The 26634-nt window shown below is 43.5% G+C and carries 18 protein-coding genes; all 18 read right to left on the bottom strand.

Going from position 1 to position 26634, the window contains the following annotated elements:
- Positions 1-111: 111 nt before the first annotated feature.
- Positions 112-2109, bottom strand: coding sequence for a RiPP maturation radical SAM C-methyltransferase (locus tag V6C11_RS01755; RefSeq protein ID WP_333529360.1), 1998 nt, complete (start codon positions 2107-2109; stop codon positions 112-114).
- A gap of 1 nt (position 2110) precedes the next feature.
- Complete coding sequence (locus V6C11_RS01750; protein ID WP_333529359.1) at positions 2111-4000, bottom strand: YcaO-like family protein; 1890 nt, start codon at positions 3998-4000, stop codon at positions 2111-2113.
- Positions 3997-5844, bottom strand: coding sequence for a YcaO-like family protein (locus V6C11_RS01745; RefSeq protein ID WP_333529358.1), 1848 nt, complete (start codon positions 5842-5844; stop codon positions 3997-3999). The genes V6C11_RS01750 and V6C11_RS01745 overlap by 4 nt, the downstream gene beginning before the upstream one ends.
- Positions 5837-6778, bottom strand: coding sequence for a class I SAM-dependent methyltransferase (locus tag V6C11_RS01740; RefSeq protein ID WP_333529357.1), 942 nt, complete (start codon positions 6776-6778; stop codon positions 5837-5839). The genes V6C11_RS01745 and V6C11_RS01740 overlap by 8 nt, the downstream gene beginning before the upstream one ends.
- A 105-nt stretch (positions 6779-6883) precedes the next feature.
- The gene (locus tag V6C11_RS01735; protein ID WP_333529356.1) at positions 6884-7189 is read right to left on the bottom strand and encodes a Nif11-like leader peptide family RiPP precursor; all 306 of its coding nucleotides are present in this window, start codon (positions 7187-7189) and stop codon (positions 6884-6886) included.
- Positions 7190-7257: 68 nt separating this feature from the next.
- Positions 7258-8430 carry an ABC transporter substrate-binding protein gene (locus V6C11_RS01730; RefSeq protein ID WP_333529355.1) on the bottom strand — a complete coding sequence of 391 codons (1173 nt, stop codon included), beginning with the start codon at positions 8428-8430 and terminating at the stop codon, positions 7258-7260.
- Positions 8427-9137, bottom strand: a complete 711-nt coding sequence (locus V6C11_RS01725) for a hypothetical protein (protein ID WP_333529354.1) — start codon at positions 9135-9137, stop codon at positions 8427-8429. The genes V6C11_RS01730 and V6C11_RS01725 overlap by 4 nt, the downstream gene beginning before the upstream one ends.
- A gap of 38 nt (positions 9138-9175) precedes the next feature.
- On the bottom strand, positions 9176-10720 hold the full coding sequence (locus tag V6C11_RS01720) for a radical SAM/SPASM domain-containing protein (protein WP_333529353.1): 1545 nt from the start codon (positions 10718-10720) through the stop codon (positions 9176-9178).
- Positions 10714-11037, bottom strand: coding sequence for an NHLP leader peptide family RiPP precursor (locus V6C11_RS01715; protein ID WP_333529352.1), 324 nt, complete (start codon positions 11035-11037; stop codon positions 10714-10716). Before V6C11_RS01715 ends, V6C11_RS01720 begins: the two co-directional genes overlap by 7 nt.
- A gap of 490 nt (positions 11038-11527) precedes the next feature.
- On the bottom strand, positions 11528-11824 hold the full coding sequence (locus V6C11_RS01710; RefSeq protein ID WP_333529351.1) for a hypothetical protein: 297 nt from the start codon (positions 11822-11824) through the stop codon (positions 11528-11530).
- A 27-nt stretch (positions 11825-11851) separates the two neighbouring features.
- Positions 11852-12394: an RNA polymerase sigma factor gene (locus tag V6C11_RS01705; protein ID WP_333529350.1), complete on the bottom strand. Its 543-nt coding sequence runs from the start codon at positions 12392-12394 to the stop codon at positions 11852-11854.
- Positions 12391-13506 (bottom strand): DUF7005 family protein, encoded by a 1116-nt coding sequence (locus tag V6C11_RS01700; protein ID WP_333529349.1) that lies wholly within the window; start codon positions 13504-13506, stop codon positions 12391-12393. Before V6C11_RS01700 ends, V6C11_RS01705 begins: the two co-directional genes overlap by 4 nt.
- Positions 13507-13525: 19 nt before the next feature.
- Positions 13526-16213: an NHLP bacteriocin export ABC transporter permease/ATPase subunit gene (locus V6C11_RS01695; protein ID WP_333529348.1), complete on the bottom strand. Its 2688-nt coding sequence runs from the start codon at positions 16211-16213 to the stop codon at positions 13526-13528.
- 36 nt (positions 16214-16249) lie between these two features.
- The gene (locus V6C11_RS01690) at positions 16250-18421 is read right to left on the bottom strand and encodes an NHLP family bacteriocin export ABC transporter peptidase/permease/ATPase subunit (RefSeq protein WP_333529347.1); all 2172 of its coding nucleotides are present in this window, start codon (positions 18419-18421) and stop codon (positions 16250-16252) included.
- 20 nt (positions 18422-18441) lie between these two features.
- Positions 18442-19827, bottom strand: a complete 1386-nt coding sequence (locus V6C11_RS01685; RefSeq protein ID WP_333529346.1) for an NHLP bacteriocin system secretion protein — start codon at positions 19825-19827, stop codon at positions 18442-18444.
- Between the two features lie 29 nt (positions 19828-19856).
- Positions 19857-21002 (bottom strand): ABC transporter substrate-binding protein, encoded by a 1146-nt coding sequence (locus tag V6C11_RS01680; RefSeq protein ID WP_333529345.1) that lies wholly within the window; start codon positions 21000-21002, stop codon positions 19857-19859.
- Between the two features lie 23 nt (positions 21003-21025).
- Complete coding sequence (locus V6C11_RS01675) at positions 21026-23338, bottom strand: MFS transporter (protein ID WP_333529344.1); 2313 nt, start codon at positions 23336-23338, stop codon at positions 21026-21028.
- Positions 23339-23775: 437 nt separating this feature from the next.
- On the bottom strand, positions 23776-26634 hold a 2859-nt coding region (locus tag V6C11_RS01670; protein WP_333529343.1), incomplete at its 5' end, for a hypothetical protein.

Genomic DNA, 26634 nt, shown 5'->3' with positions numbered 1-26634 from the left:
ACCTATTTTACCTTATAATTACACAGAACAAAACCCTACAGCCATTAAGTTGTAGGGTATCGTGTTTGTTGCATTCCAGTCTATTTGCCCAGATCGGTTGATCATGCCCTATCAAATGTCCTGAAGCCAGGCCAGGGACGGTACGGACCTATTGGCCCTCTTATTGTAAATGGTTTCGCTTGTTGCCAGGTTCAATACCCAGCCACCCAGCTTCAATACCAGCTTATATTCCATCAGTCTATTCATAACATCAGCCAATTCCTGGGGTTTTACTGCCAAACCGTAATGCCGGTTGAAGTTTTCCAGCAACTTAACAGACAGCCTGGGCTGCTTGCAAAATTGAAGCACTTTATGTTCAAGCCCCGCCAAGTAATATTCATTTTGCAAGGCGCAATCCCTGGTGTCTGTAATGATCGTCATATCTTCCAACTCAGACATGATCAGCTGCGGCCTGTTATCACTCTTATTGATGCTTAGCAGGCCACCACCTAAGTCTAAATTCCAACCTGAATAAAAGGCCCTGTTCCACTCATTAAAACAGGCCTTGATCCGCTGGGCACCTAAACCTGCACCTCTTGCTGCCTGGGTATAGTCCTCAAAAAAGCAGGCCATGTCTTCAATTTCACAACTGTCAAGGGGATAGATGTAGCCATAGGTTTTAAATGGGGACAACTTTAGACCATACTTGTCCGGCTGGTCGTAATAGGAGCTAAAGCGGTCAAATCTTATTTTGCTGACACTGTTCGGCGGTTCAAGATGATAAATCAAAGGAAGCCACTGGGCTGTTTCAGCATTCCAGTTATCATCCTCCCCCGGTATACCAATAAGGTAATTCCACGCTACTTTGATGCCGTTTTCCATGGCATATTTAAGCAAAGCAACATTGCCGGCTGCAAAATTACCTTTGTTCATCAGTCTCAAAGAATTGTCGTGAAGGCTTTCAATACCTGGCTGGATCCAGCTGATGCCAGCCCTTCTCAGTGCCTTTACTTGTTGTTCATTTAAATTGGCTTTGGTTTCGAAAAAAAATGTGTATTTTGGGGGCTGGGTTTCGGAGATACGGGGTAAAAGTTCTTTAAAATGGCTCATAGCCATAATGTTGTCCGAGGCAAAAAACTTATACGTTGCATATCCCTGCGACAATTCAGTAATCTCATCAACTACTCGATCCACCGATTTCTTTCTATACTTGGCATTTTTTCCGTTGAGCCCACAAAAACTGCATTTATGCCTTTGACCCCACCAGCATCCCCTTGAGGTCTCGATCATTAAAGCCGGTTTGATATCTGTTTTATCCGAATATTTTTCCAGTTCTGCAAAGTAGTCTACATAATCAGGCACGGGAACAAGATTCAAATCATCGATTGACGCCACAGGACAGGTGGTATCGTTATGCTTGACTATTTGCACAGACTCCCGGGAAAGCATGCCATAGGGCAAATCCGTCACCTTGACAGCGGTTCCCTGGGCAAGCAGCTTCTCGCAAAAATCCGGAAAATTTAAGTCTGCTTCCCCGGACATGACAAAATCCAGCCAAGGAAAACATTCTAATGTGGTCTGTCCCATGATCCCTTCACAGTTTGCTCCACCCATGAGGGTTACGATTTCCGGGTTCAATTCCTTCAGTTTCCTAAGCAGTGCCAGTGAAGCACAGTGCTGCTGGAACATTGAACTGCAGCCAACAATTCTGGGCTTCATCTCCAGTATCCTGGTGGCAGCCTCATCGATAAAGGCAGTGGCTTCTTTTCTTATTTCCAGCAGAAATTTGAAGATGTTTTTATGTTCGCTTAATTTATTCAGGACAATTTCGACAAATTCCTGCTCATGATAGGAGGCTACCGCCAGGTCAAGATACTGGTGGTCATCAACATGAAAGTCGGGAAAAGCAGCCCTTGAAAAGGTCCATTCGGCCAAAAGGCTAGCTGGATTTAACAAATGTAAAATGATATTATAGTTTTTAATACCGATTCTTTCTGCAAACCAAAACTTCGTATGAACCGCCTTGGCATCAATACCCCTTCCCTTAGCTGCCGAAACCAACTGCCCCACACCGATGGAAGGCATGTGCAGTACATCGTAAGGCATTGAAACAATACATACATCCGGCACTTTAATCCCCCCAGGCCTTATGTTTTTGTTGATCGATCGGGTTTTCCATCTGCTTTTCCTTTAACCTGAGCCGCATCTCCCGGATTACCCCATAGGAGCAGTTCGTTCTGACATCACATGCTTGGCAATTAAAACAAGCGAGGGATTTATAGAGACACTTCAGAATTTCTTGAGGCACTCCGGCCTGCTGCACAACCCGATCTAAAATATCCCGGTCATAAAAATGATTTAAAAAACCAACGATCTCTCCATGCTTCATACCTCTCATTAACGCTCCGGCATAATCCCTTAGACAGGCATAATAAGCTGCCTGGGCATCTTTCATGTTCTCCATATGCGTCGCAACATAGCGAAATCCCCTATACGCTTCCTTAAATCGGCGCAGTTTATAACAGCAAGCCGCGAGTAAAAGATCCCAGCTCAACTGACCACCGGGTAAGTCCTGTTTTAAAGGCACTCCGGCACTAAACTCCAGGCTGTTTTCAAGAAGCCAATTCCTTTTATATGACAAATATCTAACCAGTTTTTCCACCTCAGCATCCGAGGCTTCGGGTAGCTTTCTAAGGATATTTCTAATTACATCCAAGCTGTTTTTTTCTCTTAGCCTTTGGCTGCCAAAATTAAAAATTTCGCTGAAGCCGGGTACCACTACCTGAAAGCTGCAAAATCCCAGATAGGAAACGTCCCGGATCATTATTTCATAACCTTGGTTAACCAATTGGCCAATAACATACGCCAGAAGTTCATTATTGGTTTTCCCCTTATGGTCGGCAAAGGGTGTAAATGCATAGCTGTACTTTTCGTAAAAAAACTGTTCCGGGTATTGTCCCGCTGCCACCTTTAGAATATTGTGTAAATTGTCCGGCCCGCCCACCTGTTCAAAGCCCTCTGCAATGCGGCAGGCCTGGGCTGCAGTTGAAATATCCCGGCCCTGGAACATCTCCGTAAGGGTTCGTTCCAGGGCAATTTCAAACACCGGATGAGCTCCCAATTTAACCACATAGGTTCGGGCAGCCAGATTAATCAAAACAGCCGCGATGACGGGAAATTCGCCGCCCAGGGAACAGTCTTTGATCATTAACCTGTAAGGCCCCAGCTTTTCTATTTGCCTAATCATGCCGTAAAGACGTTCATACTTACTTAAATACCACTCAGGTATGGTAGGGGGTGAAAGACTTTCATTAATGAGACGCACATTGGCATGGCGTTCGAACAGCTCGGACAAGCCCTGTAACAGTGCTTCTTCCCGGGTATTACCCGCACAGGTGCCGTTGCTGCCATAGATGGCCCTGAGAATAGACACTGGCATATCGTGCACTCTTCCGGTCTGCAGGCTGAGAAAGGGAATGGCCACAAAATCATGGCTGCAGCCCTTTGGCCGGGAGAAACTCCACTGTTTGAGTGATTCATATTTTTCATCTGCCGCTCCGGCAAAATTGAGAAGTCTTGCCGCCAGTGGGCCAAGCATCGCACTGCCGGACTCAATTTGTTCATTCCTTTGTCTGATTATTTCCAGCAACTTATCTACCCATGGGTTATGCTCTGCCGCCAGTTCCTTGATACTCATCAGTCTTTCATCCGGCGTATAATAAAAACCACCGTATTGCCAGACAGCCTCGTCATAATCACCGGGATAAAGCAGATCATTCTGGATTCTCTCCATTAATTCTGCATAGGCGCTGGCCAGAGCGAACTCAGGCGTTGCCCCCTTGCCGTTTTGGCCCACTGCTGTTCCCGCAATTTCCACCCGCAAGGAGCAACACCCGTCCACCCTGGAGTCTATCCACCGATCAATAGTAGCAATCCCCAGATCATGCAAGATGCCCCTGATTTTATGTACTGTGTCCAACGGCGGAATTTCTTTATACTTGTTATGCAAAAGTAGGCTCATAAAACACCTCCGCCATGAAGGATTTCAGCCAGTCTTTCCTGCTTTAGTGGATTGGCCGCATATCTTTCCTTGATCGCCTTATATATTTTCTCAGTCTCCTGGTAGCAACAGTATTTAAGGGCCTGACAATTATCGCAGTCCCAACAGCTAAATTTGGGGTAAATGCGATCAAAAACCTGCTCCGGCTGATTTAATTGGCGGCAGACCCTTTGGGCAATCTCCGTTGGGTATAATTGCTGCAAAATAGCTTGGGTTTCCGCCCGGTCTAAGCCGGCTGATTTTGCCTTAGCATAATCCGCCAGGCAGTTATAATAGCAATATTGATCACCTTCGGCAGCATCATGAATTAAAGCCATAGACCTAAATACCCGGCAGGCCTCGTCCCATCTGCCAAGCTTGCATAGACACACAGCCATCAGAAAATCCACAGCGCTACTGCCACCGGGCAGTGCTTTAACAAGGGGTCTGCCTAAAATCATGTGCACCTGGTTTTCTAACAGTGAATACCTTTTAAATCGGATATACCGAACGATTCTTTCCAACTCCTCATTGGAAGCCTGGTTAAGATTACAAACTGTTTTAGATAAGGCAGTGTATGTTTTAAGTTCCTTTGTCCTCAATAGATCCACCGGATACATTTCACTGAACCCAGGCACAATGATCTGATAACTGGGAAAGCCAAGAAAGGAAACATCCCTCACCAGCAGGTCGTAGCCTTGGTTAACCAGAAGCTGAACCATGCCCTGCAGCATGGCTTTGTTGGGCTGCACAGGTTCTGCCATAAAGGGTGTAAATTCATAGCTGAATTTATCTAAAAGTAATGCCGCAGGATATTGACCTGCTCCAACCTTGGCAATATTGACAGCATTATCCCTGTGATCTAGGAAGTCGTCACCATAACCCAGGCTGCAGCTTTGGCTAAAACTTTCAATGCTTTGACCCTGGAAGGCTTCGGTCATGGTTCTTTCCAGGGCGATTCGAAAGGATGGGTGGACCCCAAGCTTCAGACCAAAGGTACCTTTGCTAGTATCGATGATGATGGTTCCTACCACTGGGTACTTTTTCCCAAGGGAACAATCCTTTACCACAACTTTATAGCGTCCGCTTTGCTGAATGCCCTGGATGATTTTATACAAACCGGGATCGTTCATCAGATAACGATCCGGTATGGTTGGTGGAGTTATCCGCTCCGTGATCAGCTTTTTGTTTACATAACGTTCAAATATTTCTGATAACCCCTGGACCAGGGCTTCCTCCGGGGTATTTCCCGCACACATCCCATTGCTGCCATAGATGGAGGAATACATATCATACACTAGATATTGGGGCTTCCTCTTTACATAGCTATAAAAGGGAACCGTAATGGCGCTGTGAGAATGGCCCGGTGGATTAAACAGGGTCCAGCTTTTGATACACGCCAGCCTGTGTCTGCTGTTGATTTCAGGGGACTGCCCCATAGTCATGGAAATAACATGCTTCAACAGGACATTATCCATTGCTGCAATTTCTTCATAGGAACAATACCTTTCATCGGGGGTCACTAGAAAATCTGCATGGGCGATGGCTTCATCGCTTAAGCCGCCAAGATAGAGCATATGATTCTGCATACGTTCCATAAGCTCTGCATAAGCACTGGCCATGGCATAAGCTGGGTCCGTTCCTTTACCATTGGTACCCATGGATGTACCGGCAATCGTAACCCTTAGGGCATAACAACCTTCAATTCCGGTGTCAAGCCAATTGTCAATGGTTAGAATACCCATACCGTAGAGAATGTTCTTGATTTTGTAAACTGTATCTACTGGTAAGGCATCCTTAAACCGGATATATCTCAAATCATCCATTCTTGTCACTCTTTTGAATGTATTTTTCTTTTTCAACTTCCCCTGTCACCAGCACATTTGCCCCTCCCTGCCATTCCCAGATGAGGTTTTCTCCAATATTCTGAAGCAGGTAATCTCGCTTGGCCAGCAAAAGACTCAGATACTGGGCACACTCTTCGCTGCTAATATATTTACCTGTCTCCTCAAGCTCCAGATAATTCAACAGCTTTTGTCTTTCGGCCTCATACATGCCCAAGATATATTCCTGCTTATCACTGGCAGCCATCGCCGCATTGCTTAGGGAGAAGGCCTTGCCAATGGGATACAAACAGACATTCCCCAAGCCTGCTTCGGCAAAAAAATGGGGTATTTCAGATGAAGGTATTCCTCCGGTGTAATTGGCCAGGGGATTAATTGCCTGGTACATCTGCCATACCTTTGCTTCCAACTGGCATAATTCTTTATGCCAGGTACACTGGGCCGGATAGTAGCCCCTATGCCAGGTCTGGTCAACAAAGGACATGGCCGTGATGGATATAATCATTCCTCCGGGCCTGGTTACCCGCATCATCTCCGCCAAGGCCCTTTTAGGGTCTTCTATACTTGTGAAAAAAGTATGACTTGCCACCCCATCGAAGCTATTTTCAGAAAAGGGCAGCCCACAGGCATCCCCAACAATAAATTCCAGCCGATCTGTCATACCTTTATTCTGAGCTGCCACCTGAGCTTGCTGAATAAATAAGGCATCGTTATCGATGCCGACAATTTTTAAGTTTTCTGCCCCGGCAGCAAGATAACGGGTGAAACAGCCTGTGCCACAGCCTACGTCCAGCAGTTTCATGCCCTGTTTGATCATGCAAAACTTCAAAATTAAAGGCCTTAGGTCTTCACTCAATAATGTTTTTCGTGTCATTTCCATATAGGTAGGGTTTTGAAAATATTTAGACCAGATCATCTTAAAATCCACCTTATGGTATAAAATTTTTTGCCGCAAAACCGATATGTTAGAAGCAGGTAGGGCGGCCCAAGCCGCCCTACCTTTATTCCGACTTCTGTTTCGCTAAACAGCAGCTGCAGCTGCAGGTGCTGCTGCGGTAACGGTAGAACTAACAATCTGTGCTGTTTCAGCATCACTCCAGCCACCTGCAACTTGCCCCAGATCCGCATCGGAAAGTTCACCCTGTTTTTGCGAGAGAGACTCATTGAGTTTCTTCATGGTGGCAGTAAAATCATCAAAGCTTAATCCATCAACCGCACCTTTGGCAACCCCAAAGGCTTCCTCCGGGCTTTTGCATTCCTTCAGCTTATTCTGCAAAGCCTCATCTTTGCCCAGCTTTTCAAAAAAACTCTTCATTGACTCTGTCATGTGATAACCTCCTTATTTTTCTTTTTTTATCAAAAAGCCCTAGGGCTTTTGACCAATTCGTTAATTTCTCACCTCTTCTGCACCGGGATTTCCTGGTAAACTTCATCCGTAACCATAATTAATTCAAAGGGTATTTTAAAACCTATTTTTTCGGCCGCCTTGGTATTAAATACAATCCTTGGTGCAGATTGGAATGACTGGGTTAATTGCCGGGGTTTGGCGCCCCGAAAATATTTGATTAGGGTATCGGCGCCAAAACGTCCCACGTTTAATTCATCCATTACAGACACAGTCAGCAGTGCCCCGTTTGCAACTTCCACATTGCCCAACTGGGAAAAAATTGCTACTTTTTGTTGATAAAAGGGCGTAAATAACTCGGGCAGCATGTTACTTTCCAGCGAAGCAACTGTGACAAATATTGCATCCACCTGGGTCGCCAGCTTATCATAGGCTTCTCGAACCTCCCGATAGTAGCGTTGGTAATCCTCCGGATTTCGGGGTTCAGCAACATAATACTTGACCACGTCAAAGCCCTTTTCTGCGGCCAGGGTTTCAACCTCATCTACCGCCGAGTATACCCTCGCTATATCTGAATCCTCGTAAACCATGCCTAACTTTTTGAATTTCATAATATCGTAAAACACCCTGAGCTGACGCTCAAAGCGACTTTGATCCATATGAGCCCACAGGTGATCACGCCCCGAATCTTCCACTGAATCAATAATTCCGGCACGCACAGCATTCGAAGCGGCAAATACGAAAACATTGGTATCCTGGGTTTCCTCGCTTAAAGCAACACCCGCCTCCGTTCCCATCACCACCATGAGATCCAAATCCTGCTGCATTTTTAAACGCTTAATAACTGCATCCTTATCACAATTTTTCATGTTGTAAAATGCATCGTAAACAAATTCAATATAAGGACTAACCTCCCTGGCTGCCAGCCACTGCCAAATTTCCTTGGCATCACTGCTGTTGCTGACCCGCTCAAACCCTTTAAGGTCAGTAAGCCAACCCCTTTCATACAAACCATTCACAATTCCCACCAAGGTTTTGGAGTAGGTAATAAATCCCTCACTCTCACAATAACCGATGCGCCACTTGCTGCCATCTTTTCTGATAACAGGGGTAAGCTCATCTTCTCCAGCCGTGGCCTGGGAAAGATTAAGGCTGACTAGCCCGTTTAAATTTATCGTTAACAAACTAATGACAATGAAAGAAATTATGATTGTCTTTTTCAATGCTGCTTCCTCAATTTTTTGGCAAACATGATTGTGATACCTTCCTCATCCCTAGACTGGGAAAAACCAAAATAACCTTTGTCAAATAACCGCTGCTGTTCTTCAAAAGAAGTGTTGGGCACCTGGATGATGCTGCTTTTATCCAGCTTTAACGGTCTAATAAAATCCTTATACACAACATACCTAGCCCATCGATAATACATATTACATAACTTGGCAATATGAAGACCCATGGAGGTAACTGTTTTAATGCTGGGATAGTTATAGGGTGATACCGTGGTAAACAAATATCTGTAATTCTTTTTTGCTCGCCGGGCTAGTATATCCGCCATCCTCTTTTGCAAATTATTTCCCCGCAAATCGGGATGAACCATGGACAATTCAAGCTGGGCCACACCAAGCAATTCTTCATCATTGAAATTAAGCTGCCGGGCCATATTATCTTCGCGGTGACCGGGAAATAAAATGGAACATACAGCGTAAAGTCTGTCCCCAATAAACAACCCTATGGATTCTCCGCTGCCGCTCATGATCTGATAATGTTCTTCCGGGGACAAAGGCACACAAAAACTCCTGCTTTTCATTAAACTTAAAACAAAATCCTGTAAAGCCATTAGTTGAGGCAGATCATTCGTATCAAGCATCCTAATTACGCAGGGGTTAACTTGTAAATCCCGTTGATTTATTATTTTTCCCTGTTCAATCATCTCGTCACCCCAAAGGTTGAAGCAATTTGATATATTATTTAACCGAGTCCCTTTAATTGCTGATATAATTTTTGACTTTGCGCCACAAATTGCTGCGACCTTTGCCGGCCCTGTTCAATAACGGAAATCGCTTCCTCTTGATGACCGTTTTCGGACAATACAATGGCCAGGTCTAAATAAGGATCCATAAAGTTTTCATCCGTTAAGGACACTGCTTTCCTTAAAAGTGCTATGCCTTCCTCCGGGCTGCCTAAGCGCGAAAGACATAGCCCTTTTCCTTTAAGGGCATAAACTTCATTGGGCTCCAGTTGAAGTACTTTGTCATTTGCTTTCAGTGCAACATGGTAATTACCCAACCTAAAACTGACGTAGCCATAAAGGTTTAATAAATTCACATTACTTTCCGTACCAGCTCTTTGCAGGACTACAAAGAGGGCTGTTTCAGCTAATTGGCAATACCCCTTTGCAGCAAATTTCCTGGCCATGGCGATAAGGTCTTCGGTTTTTATGTGCTCGTACTGCTTAATTCTTTTTTTATTGGCATAATTATAAGAACAATACTGGTTTTCAGCATAAACACTTCCCCCGATGGTCAGTTTGCTATTGGAGCAGCCACCCAGGCACCGATCCCCAAACCGGCATTTTTGACAAAAACCTGCCAGGCTTTCTTTCTTCATGTTGCGGTTCCAACTAAAATGGTTCGGGTTTTCCCAAATATCTTTTAAGGGGGTCTGTCTGATATTACCTTCTATAAATTCTTTATCCCGGATGGAGGTACAGCCTAAAATATCACCATTATGAAGTATCCCAAAGGTGTATTTGCCTGCGGTACATCCCTGCCGGGAGTAGGTGCCCCCACATCTTTTCTTGAATAATTCGATTTCTTTTAGATTAAAGTAGCCAAGGCAGTCCCCCAATATAACTTCGATGGAAGACTCCACCATGCACTGGTAGGCTAAATCAATTACAGTATCAATATCTCCCGGCTCTATTACCATGCCGCTGTGGTTGGCCATGTTGCCCATGGGAAATCCCATCTGTACCTGCCAACCCTTGACGCCACGCAGCACCAGTTGTTTCTTAAGCTCCTTTAACTCACCCAGATTCATCTTATTGATAGTTGTGATGGCCTTTACGTCTATCTCCCTGGAGCGGCATAATTCCATGGCCTGCATGATTCTCACAAAGGAACCTTCCCTGCGTATGAAATCATGGGTTTCCTTCAGGCCATCCACACTAAAGGCAATGGTTCCCACGCCGGCATGAATGGCCAGCTCCAATATCCCTTCATCAAATAGCCAGCCGTTGGTAATCATGTTGGGAATCACACCATTTTTATGCAACCTTGCCGCGATCAAAGGCCAGTCATCCCTGGTGGTAGGTTCGCCGCCGGAAATAGTTACCCATTGGAGTCCCATTGCCCCTAATTCATCACATACTTTGAGGGCTTCTTCGGTGGATAATTGCCCCGGGAGGGCAGTACTGCAGCCGGAGCCGCAGTGCTTGCACCTCATGTTACAGCCCATGGTTATTTCCCAGACCGCCGTTACTGGTTTACCAAGCATCATGGTTTTTTCTACCACTTAGGCCAATTCCAGATACCAGGTGTTATCCCATATGCAACCACCATACTTCCCGGGTTTATCATACCACCCGCTACATCTACCAGTTGATCATCCGTCAATTCGTCGGTATTTGCAGCCGGAATAATTAGGTGCAGCACATTACTGCTTTCCACGTGCAGTTCCACTTTAATATTCTCGGGAAACTTCACCGCAAATTCCTTTTCCAGTGCTGCGATGGGATCATTTAATAGTGCCAGACGAAATTCCTCATTCTCACCGACTTTTTTGCCAATTAGTTGGTTCAGTTCATAGGTTGTTAAAACAGTTGATTCCATAACTTTTAGCCTCCTCTTATTATTATTCCGGGAAAAACCCGAACCTGCCTCAGTTATTAACTAAACTACAGCATACCCAGTAATTAAGTTGCTACTTTCTTATACAACCAAAGCTGAAAGGTATCACATGCTTTTTGCACTATTTAGTTAATTTTACAGTCATTCGACGGTGCCAGGCACTTGCCCGCTTGTAGGGTTATCTTAGTTTGAAGGAATTTGCTGCGGCGAGAGCCAGGCACCTAGGTTGCATCAGCTATTCTGAAAATAGCCATGAGCCGTGGGCCATGGGCCTTGGGCTTTTAGCCATCAGTCATCAGCCGTCAGCTGTCAGCCTTTTTGGGCTTCCATAAACCTATGTCATCCTGAGCGATAGCGAAGGATCTTTCCTGCATTGGAAGGTTAGCTCCCAGATCCTTCGCTGTCGCTCAGCATGACATGCTGTTAACGGCATGGAAGTATTTATACATCAGCCCCTAGTGATACTCCCAGCCTATAGGCCACCTTTTTTCCCTTGTTCATCTGTCATTTTGTTCATATTCACCCCGCCGGCAACCATATCCAGCTCATCATCTGCCATTTCGTCGTTTTTCTGCACTTTCGAGATCACCTTTTTTACCAGTCCCTGGCTTTCCTGGGAATAATCTGCTTGCACCAGCATCTGAGCAAGGAATAATAATTCCTTGTACTCATCATCACAATCATCCCTCTCAAGCTGAACACTTAACTCCCCAAAAACTATTCTGTCTATATCTGAAACAAATGACTCCAAGGAATTTTTATCATTCATTGGTTACACCTCTAATCACAATTTTGATCAATAAATAATATTTTGTTCCTTCAATACATCCTTTAATTTTTTTAAGGATCTGAAGATAATGGTTCCAACATTGCTTTCTGTTATATTCATCATTTGAGCGATTTGACGATTGGTTAAGCAGGCCCCAAATTTTAGAGCAATTACGTTTTTCTGCCTGTCATTCAGATACGCCATTGACTTCAGAAGAACTGCTTTTAGTTCCCGGTCAATAATCAAGTCCTCCAGCCGATCTCTTGCTTCTACATGATTAAGATCAATTAGCTCTGTATCCTGGTTTTTCTTTTTAAAATAATTAGTTATGGTATTGTTCGCTATGGTAAATAGCCAGGTACTTAACTTACCTTTATCCGGGCAGTAAGTGTTGTATTTTGCCAGTGCCTTTTCAAATACATCACTAACCAGATCCTCTGCGGTATTAAGGTCACCCACCCTATAAAGGATGTACTTGTAAAGCCTTGGAAAATATTTATTATATATTTCAGAAAAGTCATCCGATACATCCAATTGCGCTTCCTGTACAGGTGTACGGTCTAAACTCAATTTTGTGCACCTCCCCCAAAAAGGCCTCCAAATCTATCGAGTAATTTTTTCTCCATATCTTCTGATGCCAACTCAATTAAATTCAACTTGGCCATGGCTAACAGCATCTGATATTTTCCCTCACCCTGATAGACAATGGGGGCATATTTGTTACTAAACACTTCCAGGTTATGGGCTGCCTGATGGATATAAGACTTTAATTCCTCAAAGGCACTACTTGATAACTCCCTGTCCTTTAAATAATTCGTCAGTCTACCCCCGGTGCGGAAGGCAGGATAATCTTCTAAACCCATAAAACAGAGAAACCATTGGGCCTTATAACTGCCTGTGGCAGCAACCAGGCCCATATAATCGGCAATCAGCTCATCCAATAAATGATTGCGGGCCGAGCCCCAAAACCGCAGGGTGCAATAGTGAGTGGCCTCATGTTCCCGGCGAAGCAGCAAGGATAATCGCCGCCACTCTGCATCGGCAATACCCAGCAGCTTGGCGGGGACATTGCTGTATTCCTTGTCGCTTAGGATTAAAAAGGTATCCCTGTAAAATTCCGTTTGGGATTTCATCTTTTCAAATGCCAGTTGCCACAATAAATCTGCGTTTTCTTTATAAGAGTTATCTCTCTGCCATTTTTCCTTGTAATTTTTTACCCGATCCCAATTGTTATAGCCTTTTATCATACAGGCTCCCATGGAAGGTGGTATCGGTACCGGTTCATTCCGGTGAGCAAACACACGCACGAAGGTCTCAAAATCACTCCTGTTACTGACCTGTATTACCGGTATTCTGCCGGCCCATGTTTGATAAAGATACACCTCAATATGGCCAGGCTCTTTCAGTTCAACCTTCGTTGTTTCAGGCATTTTAGAGATGTCTGCCCCTCTCCTGGTTGCCAACTGGTAATTGGAATTTTGGCTCATTCCTTCCCTTACCGGAAAATTAAGCTGCACCAATCTTTTTGATAACGAAGCGATAAAGCCCTGTTGAGAAATATCGTTTATATATTCCTTCCAATCCCGGACAAAAAGTTCATCCTGCAAGGGTATCTCTTCCCAGGACTTATCACTGGTATGTTCGAAATGATTCTCCCGTAGAAATAACAATTGTCCTTGCATGGTCCCACCCCCTCGAAAACTAAGCCAGTTGTCTTTTAGCTAACTGAGTAAATACACCGTTTTGTTCAAACAACTCATCATAGGTGCCAGATTCGATCACCCGTCCCCGATCCAAAACAATGATCTTGTTGCATTCGGCAATTGTGCTCAATCTGTGGGCAATGACGACTCGCGTTGCATCTAGTCTGGCTAAGCTATCACTAACGATCCTTTGGGTTTTATTATCCAAGGCACTGGTAGCTTCATCAAAATAAACAATCTTAGGCTTGGAAATGATGGCCCGGGCAATTAATAGCCGCTGTTTTTGTCCCCCGGAGAGTGTGCCGCCACTGTCACTGACCATGGTGTGCATCCCCATGGGCATACCTTTAATGTCCTCTTCCATACCGGCCATACGGGCCGCTGCCCAGGCATCATCAATGGTTAAACCGGGGTTTGCACCGATGATGTTATCAAATATACTGCCGGACATTAATTGACCGCCCTGGAGAACCACCCCCAGTTGACGGCGAATGCCCCGTATATCAACATTTTCCAGATCCTGTTGATCATAATAAACCTGTCCGGATTCCGGCTTCTCAAAGCCCAATAGTACCCTGAACAAGGTAGATTTGCCGCTGCCCGAAGGCCCCACAATTCCCACATAATCCCCCTGCCTTATCTCCAGTGAGACATCGTCTAAGATCAAGGGACTGTCTTTTTCATAGCGGAAATTGACATGGCTAACCTCTATATTGCCCTGAAGTTCACCGGGCTCCGCTTTTTCCAGGTCAAACTCGGGCAAGGTTACCAGAATAGGCTTTGTTCTTTCGTATAAGGGCTTGATAATATTGAGCTGTAACACCACATTTGATATTTGCAGCATCGAACTTAGAAATTTTGCAAAGGCCGAGTTAAAGGCGATAAATTCACCTGCCACCAGTTCTACATTTTGCATTTTTATCAGGGCATAAAAAATTATCCCCGTTGCGATAACATTAACAGTTGAATTAAAAACAACTAACTTATTGCCCAGGCTTTCCTTTTGATAGGTAATATCCCTAATCTGGCTGAATTGTTCAGCCCAATTATGAAAGGCCCTCTTTTCTGCTCCGGATGTTTTTATTTTGCTTACGCCGCTGAGCAAATTAAAAATCTTCCCTGAAAGGTTATTTCTCAAATCCACCAATTGTCGTTCATAGCGAATTTGTAAATAGCCGAATAAGAGGGAGATAGACATCACGAATAAGACAATACCCGTACAAATAAGAGCCAGTTTCCAGCTGTAGTAAAACAATAATAAAAAATAAAAAACTGAGAAAATACTTGAGATAACCGTGTTGGCAACGGCACCAGACAGGATACTCCTGATCTGGCTGATGCCCATAGCCCGCCCTGCCAGTTCACCGGCGGTGTAATTCTTAAAAAAGGGTACAGGCAGATTTAATAACCTATCCCAGATAGCTGCTTGCAAGTCAGACTCTGTTCTTCCTTCCATCCGGTGCATGGCAAAGGCCCGGGTCAGGTTAAAAGCAAAGGTAGCTGCTGCTATTGACATAAGCAAAAAACCGATTTGGGTCAATAGTACCCTTTCACCGTCTGGGATCACACTGTCAAAAATTATTCCCGTCACCACGGGGGTCAGCATGCCCAATAATCCCCCCAAAATACCCATGGTCAAAAGCATCGTAAGATCCCTTTGCCAAATCCCACCAGCTAAAAATTTAAGCAAATCACTATAACCGATGACCTTTTGGGGAAGGGGACGATAAAAGGTATAGGCATGGGGCTTAAGAGAACCGGCTACACTGTCATCGACAACGACCTTGGTCTCGTCGAAAGGGTCGTATAACTCGTACTTTGTCGGCGACAGTGGCAATAATGCCACCGGTCGCCCGTCTTCTTCTTTGTAAACCAGCAAAGCACCGTTATCCTCTTGCCACCATCGGTCTTTTAAAATAATTTGTCTTATTCTAATCTGGGATGATCTAGCGATATCCCCCAGTAGATCCTTTGACGCTGGGTTTCCTTTTTTGAGCTCGTTGGAAGGGACAATTTTTATATTCTTAGCCCTGCCCACCGCCGCACAAGCCCTGAACAGCAAATTATCCACCGAAAATTCCTGTTCAGTTGCAGTGGGTTCTTTTTGCCGCTTCATTGAGTTGGCCAGCTTGCGCAAACCGGCACCCATGAAATAATCATCTTTTTCTTTTTTTAGTTTATTCCTTAATAATTCTTGCTTTTTTTCAGTAATATATAGTTCCACAACCTGGTTAAAAGCTGCTTTATTAAACTCAACAATGGCATCCAGTATAGCGTTTCGTGTAGTAGCCAGTTCAAACTGGGGTTTTTCCTTAATACCAGTACCGTCCCAATGCCTGACCCATTTTTCTAATAGATCCATTAGAAATTTGATATTTTCACCAATAGTCACATTAAATAACTGCAAAAATTCAGTCTCCAGCAAACTGGTTCCCGTGCTCCCCACGGCCAGTAACCTGTACTGCTCCTGCTCCCTGACAATGGGCTCATTTCCCAGAAGGATGTCCCCTTTTGCACAGGTAAACAAATATCTTCTGCGGCCAATTGTATTACCGGCTGCAACCTTGGCAACAAATATATCAATTTGTCCGTTTTTAACAACCCACATTTTACCGGCATCAAGGATTAAAGGGTTGTTGCCCTCAGCCCTTATCTCGTTAAATTCCAAGTCCAATAAAATGTCCACGGTCCAACCCCCATTTGCTCTGATACTGCTGTAGTACTAACTGGCATTTATTAGCTCAGCGTAAGGCCCGCCGGTGTTTTTCATTTCCTCATGGGTACCGCGCTGAACAATTTTTCCTTTATCCATGACGATTATTTCATCACAATCCCGAATTGTACTCAAACGATGGGCAACAATCACGCAGGTACAGCCGCGCCGGCGAATGTTTTCATCAACCATCTTTTCCGTTTGCACATCCAGGGCACTGGTTGCTTCGTCCAGTATCAAGATCGCAGGGTTGCCGGTTAAAGCCCTGGCAATTTCGAATCGTTGCCTCTGTCCGCCGCTAAAGTTCGCGCCGCCTTCACGTACCCTGTACTCGTATCCTTTATCCCTGGTAGAAATAACATCATGGATGCAGGCATCCTTGGCAGCACGTATAAGCTCAAATTCCGGTATCGTAGCATCCCACATGGTGAGATTCTCTCTAATAGTCCCATCAAACATCGTGATATCTTGGTCAACCACAGCTAACGAATTCGTTATTACACTCCGTGGAAGCTGGTCTTTATTCACGCCATCCAGCAGAATTTTCCCAGACCATGGCTGATAAATACCTGTAATTAACCTGGCCACGGTACTTTTTCCACTGCCGGAACCACCTACCAGTGCCACCCGGGAACCAGGCTTTAATGTAAGGTTAAAGTTTTCAATTAATGGAGGGTCCCAGGGGTTATAGCCAAAGGTTAGATCCTGGATCTCTATATATCCCTCCAGCTTTTTATAATTGTCCTCTTCGTTGTTGACTGTTATCTCTCGGTTGACATTTTCATCAACTTTGTATTTAAAAACATCCTCCAGTCGGTTGATATCCCCCTGAACCTGCTTAATCCTCATACCCATTTGGGTCAAACTGTTGACCGGATTCATGAAACTGGCCAGCAAACCCTGGAAAGCAATTAAGGAACCAATGGTCAGGTTGCCGTTAATAATGATAATCCCACCCACAAACAGGATAATGACATCGGCAAACTCCGCTAAGAAATTTGGCAGGTGAAATAGGATTTGCGTGGTTCGGCCTAACTTCTGCTGGGCATTAATCTCCTTGGCATGGTAACCTGACCATTTTGCAAAAAAGTCCGACTCAGAACCAGTTGCCTTTAAGGTCTCAATAATATATAAGCCGGAAATAGAAAAACCCATCACCTTACCTTTATCTTGCAACAGTTTTTTATTCATCGTTTCGATCTTATTGGACGAATAAATCAGATAGACAATACTTATGCCACCAATAACTAGGGAAATAAGGGTCAAGTACACACTGTACTGCAACATCACAATTAAATAAAAGATCAGAGTTATCATACCGATGACAGTTTCGGCCAATTCCCTTGATAAAAAGGCAGCTACCTGGTCATTGCTTTGCATCCTGTTGGAAATATCACCGGCGGATCTCTGTTGAAAAAAGAGCACCGGCAGTCTGAAAATATGCCAAAAGAATTTTCCCGCATTGGTCAGGGCTATTTTTGTTTCCATTCGCAGTAGGTAATACTGCTGCAGCCAGGTAAGGGCAGCCTGTAAAACAACCACTGTGCCCATAGCCCAAAGTAAAGGTTTAAGCCAGTCTTCCTTGCCGGCCAGTAAAATATTATCAATAAATATCTTGGCAAAGGCAGGAACAATGAGCCCCGGTATAACCATTAATAATCCAATAACAACCAGATAAACCAGTGTTGTTTGAGAACCCTTGACCCAGTTTTTTAAAGAGTCTAAAAAGTTACTTTTTTGACCGCTGGGTTGAAAATCTGGCCCGGGTTGAAAGGTCAAGATTACTCCGGTAAAGGATAGATCAAACTCTTCTTCTGAAATCACCTTAGGCCCACTGCCTGGATCATTAATATAAACCTTGCCTTCACTAAACCCCTCAAGAACAACAAAATGATTAAAGTTCCAGTGAATAATGGCAGGCAAGGTCATCTCCTTCAGACCTTCCGGTTCTTTGCGAAAGCCTTTGGCATCAAATCCGTGTCTCCGGGCGGCCTTGAGTATATTGACTGCTTTTACACCGTCCCGGGTAACCCCGCAATCAACCCGAAGTTGCTCTAGGGAGAGATATTTTTTATAATAGGCAAAAATCATGGCCAGGGATGCAGCACCGCATTCCACTGCTTCCATTTGTAAAATAGACGGAACCTTTTTTATCTCACCTTTTTTTTTCAAGGCAATCACCCCAATATTGAAGCGCTTAATTAAATAGGCAATATCCTTTTTATAAAGGGAATAACCATACTGATGGGCCTCTGTTCACTTACCTTAACTTCTCCCAAACACAAAGTACCACTATCAATGATCATTTCCGGCCCCTCGGGTGTGGACCATTTATATCCGCTAACTGTATTGCTATCCCTTACCAATTCCACCCTAATCTCTATGGGCGAACCCTGACCCGTCAATCGATTTACCAGTTCCGAGTTGCCCAGGGTAAGCATCATGCCCTGACTGCTGGCTGGATATTCGGAAACTGACTTCACGTTTCCCAGCATAAAGCCATCCTCTTCTTTTTTAACTGTGCTGGGTGAAATGTTGACCGCCATACCAGGCCGTACTTTTTTTCCTTGCTCCACAGGCATGTATATTACCACTGTCAGCGATTCTGCTTCTTTTTCCTGTCTGGCAATACTGCAAACACTGTTGCCGGCTCCCAGCATTCCACCTTTTTTAACCTGTAACTCCACAACACGTCCGGAAACATCAGCAGTGATCTCACTACTATTTATAAGCTCCAACTGCATCCTGGCAATTTGTTTTTCCAAATCCTTTTCCATTAACAACCTGGTATCCTTGAGCTTTTGTTTTAATACATCTAAATTCTGCTCAGCCTGTAGAACTTGTGACCGAGGTAATACATTGGCCTCCGCTATTAGATTCTGCAGTTTCTCTTTTTTGTTTTGTAAAGCTGCTTCGCTCAATATAAAATTACGCTCAGCATCTGTGAATTCTTGTTGGGATAACGCAGCATGCTCAAACAGGTATTTTGATTTTTCATAATGATCCTTGTCCTTTTCCAGCTGCAACGTTGCCTGCTCCAGTTCCCATTTAGCCTGCTCCAGATTGATAGCCTGACTTTTATGTGCAGATGTTAAATTTGCTCTCTGAACGTCAAGGTTTGTCCTGGCGTATTCCATATCCTCAATATTTTCAATTATTTGCCCATAAACATTTAAATTTAGCTTATTAGCTGCTGTCCGGGGGTTATCCGTGTCCAAATTTTTGATAACTTCCAAATCCTCTTTAAGTTGATTTACTTTATCGACAATTTCCGTTTGTTCTACCCTGGCAATGACATCTCCCTTTTTGACGTAATCACCTTCCTGGGCCTTGACATCGGTTATATGTCCATCGACCTGGGAAATTACATTCGTAACACCGCCGCTGGAAATAATAATTCCTTCACCCATGGCCTTGTCAGGTATTTTCCCGAATATACCCCAAATAATGCCGGCTGCAGCCAGTAGAATAATAGCCAGGCAGGCCAGCCAACCCATCGGCGATGTAACTGTTAGGCGCTGATCCAACTCCTCCGGTGAAGATAGGCGATCCAGGGATACTTTTCGAAAAACCTTATTTTCAGCCATAATGCCATTACCCCCTCCGGTTGTTATGGTTAATCAAGATATTCAAAGGTGCCTTTCACTACTTTTTTCATATATATTTCTCTGCCCTGAATTTCCCCGTCCTCGTTAAAAGAAATATCACCTGAAATAAGCTTCATGCTTTCCATATCCCGTAGATAGGCAGCCAACACCGCCGGTGAGCAGCTATCCGTTTGTTCAATTGCCTGTGCAATTAGTTGAAGTGAATCATAGCCCTGTACAGCCCATACATCTGGTTCTTCACCATACCTCTGCTTATATCGGTTGGCAAATTTCTTAAATTCAGGTTTTTCATTATGGGGGTTCGATATGGTGGCAATGACCACACCCTCGCTATCCTTTCCCAGGGTTCCGATAAATTCATGTACATCCAGACCATCGCCGGATAAAATAGGGATGCTTGGATTAACTTTTCTGATTTCTTTAATGAACAGTGCACCTTCGGGCATATTCAAGGCCAGGAAGACAGCATCAAAATCCAAGGCCTGCCATTTATCATGGGCCTTTTTAAGGTCTACATCACTTACCAGGCCTGAACTTCTATCAATAACTTTCATGTCCTTCGCTTCTGCTTCTCTTTCAAAGGCATCGGCCAGGTTCCGCCCATAGGAGCTATCTTCATAATAAATGACCAGCTTCTTATACCCCTGCTGCAAAGCATACCGGCACAACTTTTCTGCCACTTTTTTATCACTGGGTATGTTTTGAAAGACGTACCGGAAATTATTTTCCGTCAGTTCAGGGTTCGATACGGTGGGCACGATGTCCAACATGCCAGCTTTTTCATAGATAGCTGCCACCGGAATACAAATATCTGAGTACCAGTGACCGATTACTGCCGTCATGCGGGTGTTTTGGGAAAATTTTTGAGCGATGTCCACAGCATCTTTAAAAACCGCCTGATCATCCGCAATTTCCAACTGAATTTTTTTACCATTTATGCCCTTGGCATTAATATCCTCAAGGGCTAAGGTTAGACCCTTTAAAAAGCCGGTATTTTTTTCGGTAAATTCACGGGGAACAGGAACTCCAATCATAATGCTAGCTCCTTTGCCAGCCTGTTTTGCTCTTTGTTTAGCCAAATCTGCACTAAAACAGCCAGTTATTGTAGATAATAAAAAAAGGCAAATCAACAGTATTTTGGTAATCCTATTCATATCACCGCCCCCATTTCCCCTTTTTATTGGCTTTGCTCATGGTATCTATGAGGTATAAGCATAAATATGATCAGCAAAATAAATAAAATCCCAGCTATCAACCCCATTCCCATTCTCAGATCCAGGGCTAGGGTGAAACCAAAAATAATAGGACCAACCATCCTGCTGGCGTTGACCATTACACTAAAATAGGCAATGGCTTTGCTTATCTCCAAGTTTTTAACTGTTTTTAGGTTTAAAAAATAACTTGTCTGCATGGCCACCCCGAAGCTTTCGGCAATACCCAGTAGAATAACTGTTACAATAGCTGCGGGAATGGTGCCCCAAAGGGTAAAAGCCGCCAACGCACAAGCACACACGCACAAAGAAGCCACAATCCCTTTTTTATCCCCGAAGTGGGTCACAAACTTGGTTAAAACCGGGCCAAGGTATATGATGCACAAGCCGTTTAACAAGAAAGCCCGGCTGATGTCCCCTTGGGAGAGACCATGTCCTTTGGCAAACAATGGGAAGTAATAATCCAGAAATGTTCCGGCAATAAAGAAGGGAGCGAATATCAACAACAAAAATACCTGGACACTTCTGTCGGATATAAAATTGATAAACTTATGCCAGGCAGAGATTTCACTGGTAACCCTGCACCCAATTTCTAAACCTGCCATTAACCTGTTTACGTAAACACAGGAAAAGAGCACCATGGCTGCAGATAAGCAAAAAACAGGCTGATAGCCAATTCTGTCGGCCAACATGCCCCCGATAACTGCACCACAATTTAATCCAGCTATGGAACCAGCAGAAAACTCTGCAATGGCAATATTTCTTTCCGGCAAGGAGACCGCTAAACTGCGCAAAGCCATTAAGATAAAGCCAATGCCCAGGCCGGCTAGGGTTCTGGAAAAAATAAAAAGAATCGCACTGGAGCTTAGCCCCGAAAACAAATTTCCCACTGCGATCAATACTGCGCCGGTATAAAAAATTTTTCTCCAGCCCTTTTTATCTATCAGTAACCCGGCCACTAAAATGGCCAGGATACCTCCCAGCATTTCAGCAGAAATTGGCAGCCCCAGCACCACGTCCCGGGGTAAGCCCAGCAGGGGTTGATCTAACTTTTGCATCACGATGGGAACAAAGGTAATAGACATAAAAACGCAAATATTAACAGTAAATATTAACCCTCTGATTAACTCGGAAGCATGCAGAAGAGGTGGTTTAAACAGCTCCTGTTCTCCCTGGGAGCTGGTTCTCCTCATTAAGATGGTTGCCAATAGGGTCAATTCAATCATAAAAAGGAAAGAAATCACCAAGACAGTTATCATGTCCAGCAAAATTTTGAACATCAGCCGTTCAATATAAGCAGAGGAAATACTGGCTCTAACCTGGGCAACCTCAAGGGAATTAGCTGGATCAAGCACAACTTCCGCCGCACCCCTGCCTGGCTTTATAACATCGATGCTTTCAATTAATGGCAGCCCGGCCTTAATGTTTTCCAAATATTCTTCTACCCCGTCCACATTTTCCAAGCTGATCCCCATGCGGTAAACCTTTTCTATGTTTTGGGCCACCGTGATCTCGACAAAGCCTTTACTTTGCAGGGCCAAGTTGACATAGGCCTTTTTAAAAAGATGATAGTTAAGGCCGCAATACAACAACTGAACCGAACTTAAAACTGCAATAAAAGTAATAAAAATCCTTTTCCTATTTACCTTACTGTCTGTGGTTAAAAGGTTGGTCTTTAATAGAAGTAGGTATAATAAAGAAAATGCTATTAAGACTACTCCACCCAAATATACAACTAATTCCTTTTGGTTTTTATCGATCGAGTTTTGAAATAATTCCTTTGGAAAAACCATTTCCAAGGCAGCAATAGCTTTTGCATCAGGGCCAAAAATCTTTAGGAATATATAATGCTTCCCTGCGAATGACTGGTAGCTGCATTTATCATTTATCATCCCCTGCTGAAAAAAAGCTGTTTTTAGCAACTCCTCAGGCAATGTTTTATTCGTTGCAAAACCGTTCAAATCATATAGGATCTCCCCATCGGGCGAAATGATATTGACTTGCTCAACCTCTTTAACAATTTCTTTTAACTCCTTTAAGGTATCGCTCATGCCGTAAAAATTTTCCAGCGACTTCCCGTAATATAAGGCATATTCTATTTTCCTAACTAACTCATTGCCGGCAACAGAATAAGTGGTTACCAGGGATTTTTTATAATTATCTGCATAAGTCATGTAGTTCAGGATTCCTGTATAGGTCATAATTACCACCAGCAGGGTCAGTGCCAGCAATAATATTTTTATTCGTGCCTTATCTGTGGTTGAGACTGTAAATTTCAACTTTTGCCACCATCCAATTTTAGGTAACAAACTTAGCAGCACCATACACTTACATTCAGATCGTTCATCATTATGGGGCTTTTTTCCTAAGAGAATTTTACATCGCATCTCCAAACATTTTCCAAACAAGACTTTACTTTCAATTGCGCCTGCCAGCCTGTCAGGGCACGAGCCAATTAAAAAACTGTTACACGCCCTTCCATTTTTCATTTTACAATTTTCACTTGAACTGTTTTCCCGGAAATACATACGCTAAGAAGACCACAAGATGCAGAGAAACACGGAGCTACTTCGCGCACATTAATTATATGTAAATTATAGAAAACAGAATATTAAATCCGTGCTCAATTTTCGGTGATTATTGCTGTTTTGCAAAACAAAAAAGGGCACATCCCGTGCCCCGATAAATATCTTCCTGTAGAGGAAGCTAAATGAACCTATTGCTCCAGTTCTAATCGCCTGACCTCCGGCCAGTCAGAATAGATATCCTCAAGATATACACCGCTGCATCCACCGACATTAGGCAGCCAAAGATCACAGACCATGCCCCGAGCAGCCAGTGCATATCCAGTTTGGTGCTTCTGCAAATTATCTTTAAGCCCACACTGTTTTAGAAGTTTTTTTACATGTGTCAGATTTGTATGAAAAAGATTGCGGGCTTTATCAATATTGGTATCCGGCCATAGGTCGGCCAAAATCCTTTCGGTTAAAACAGGTTGTTCTTGCCAGTGCAAGAGATAGGCAAAAAGCTCCTTTGCTTTTGATGTGCGCCAAACCAAGGGATTGTTCCAGTCATCGTATCGGTACACCTTTAGGTTTCCTAAACAACGAATAAAAAGTTTTGTCCTTTGTTCCTCTTCTGCAGCCATCTCTTTTAATAAAGCAAACCCCGTGTCTCTCACCCGTATATCGGGATCAAAGAAAAGCAACTCTATTTCCTTTCGTATTGGCCCGTAATTACCGCTTTTTATCAGCTTTACCACCTTGCCGCGGACTTTGGTGTCTGGATGCTTTAGTAAGTTTAAAAGCAGTGGCATGAACCGCGCATCAAAACGGGAAATTATTTTTTCTACAAATTCCTGTTCGATCCCATTTACAAAAGCAGTTTCCAGGCAGGGAAACAGCTCTGGAAAGGTCAGAAAAAACCTTTCATACCGTTCAGCCGCAGCCAGCTCTAAACTTTGTTTAGTAAATGCAATTGCACCTTTTTGGTCACCTTTTTCTTTTAAGACCACGGCCTTTAGACCATAGAGAATGGCTACTTGAGATTTAAGTCCGCTGGCTTCTTCCACAGCTAGAACCAGTTTTAATAGCCCATTGGCCTTCTCATGCTGTTTGTATTTAAGATAATAAATGACGAAATAAGATGTTATATAAACCAGCAGATACTTCGATTCATTATTAAGAGTACTAACCGTTTTTTCCATCAAAGATTCTGCCTCTTGGGAAGCTTCTCCCTTAAAATATGTTAAAATTGCACTTTGAAAAGCTTTCAGCATCATTTCATAATATGTAAGCTGTCCTCCGGCTTGTTTAAAAGCATCCTGTGCTAGCCGGCAGTAGTGGTCAATTTCTCGCAGTTCCCCATAACCGAGTAAGGTAATTGCTATATTGAAATAAATCAGATGCAAATCCTCGGTAAAACCGACCCTTTGTTTCCTGTCCAACGATCGTTTCATCATATCAAGTGCCCTTGCCGGATCGCCCCGTTCTCTGTATATACAGGACATATACAGTGGAATGGACCCCTGTTCGAGGGTATCCTCATTGCCCTGGCAGGAATCTAAAATCTGTTGATAAAGCTCCAACGCAGTGGAGTAACTCCCTCGCAGGCTGTATAAAACAGCCATATACTTGGAAAGTCTTGCCGCTGCTTTCTCATTCTTCCGGCTTTCTTTATGGCTTAGGGCTAATTTTGCCGTTTCGATGGCTGCCGTTATATTTCCCGTCAGCCATTGATTGTAAACCTTTTCAGCAGCTATTTCCAGTCTATACATATCCGGAATTTCTTCTGTAGCTTCCATAAAGCGGTCTATAAATTTTGTACTTTCTGAAAAGGAAACTCGATACCTAAGAATCCTGGCCTTGTGGATTGCTGTTCTCACCAACCTTTCTTTGTCGCCAGTCTCCTTGAATAAATTGAAGGCTTGATTAATCCAGTCCCCTGCCTCACCAAAACTTCCGCTATAAGACAGAAGCTCTACTTTTAGCATGATTAATACTGGACTGTTTAAAAGCCCCCTTTCCTCCAGTACGGAAAGCCAAGCTTCGACAGTCTTTAATCTTCCTTGTTGAAGCATTTGCTCTCCTGTCTGTTCGATCGCTTTAATCAGCATGAAATCATGATTGGCTAATCTGAAACATTCTACTGCTTGTTCATTGGACGCACTTTGTAAATAGTAGTGGCCAGCTTTGGCATAGACTTCATTTTTATTTTCAATCAAACTAACTAAATATTCCTTAAAAACATCATGATACCTGTATGAAATCTTGTCCCCCGAACCTGTAACTGTAATAAAGAGGTTTTTCTTCTCAATATATTTTAACTTCTTCCCAGCATCCTGTATTTCAAGCATATAATTACAGGCCCCCGGCGTCATGTTTTCGAGTACGGAAGTATACCGTAAAAATTTTTGAATTTCCGGTGGGAGACCCATATATAACTCGTTGAAGATGTTGTCAAATATTTCATGCTTGGCCTTTAATAATGCAGTATCCGTTGATTGATCCAATGCATCTCTAAATGCCAATTTAAAGAGCTTTAAACCCAAAGCCCAGCCGCTCAGTTTACCGTGAACTGCTGCGAGATATTCTTCATCAAAACAGCACTCATCTGTTACATTAAATAACATAGTAGTTTCTGTTGACGTGAATTTCAGGTCCTGCTGGTTTATTTCTACGATACTCCCACTGGCCTTGAGGTTTAACAGATAAAAATTTGGTTGATACCTACAGGAAATGATGACATGGACTGTACTCGGAATATAACTAATAAAATATTCTATAAACTCTAATACATCTGTCTCTTTTAGCGAATGTAAATCATCAAAAACAATAATCAGTCCATTATTCGCTTTATTTTCTAGTTCGTTAATAATAGAAACCATTAGTCTATAAAATTTTTTATCGGCCTTTATATCTTCCGGGTTAAACTCGGGTAAAATAACCCGAAAATCTGGTAAAGCTGTCACGAGGCCCTTTACTAAATATTCGAAAAACTTTACAGGGTCGTTGTCAAAGGAATCAAGTTGATACCATACAAAGGGTACTTTCACACAATCCATGAATTGTTTAAT

This window comes from Desulfotomaculum sp. 1211_IL3151, from assembly GCF_036763075.1.
Lineage (GTDB): Bacteria > Bacillota > Desulfotomaculia > Desulfotomaculales > Desulfotomaculaceae > Desulfotomaculum.
The sequence above is the reverse complement of the archived record's forward strand: the minus strand, read 5'-3'. Positions and strand labels throughout refer to the sequence as shown.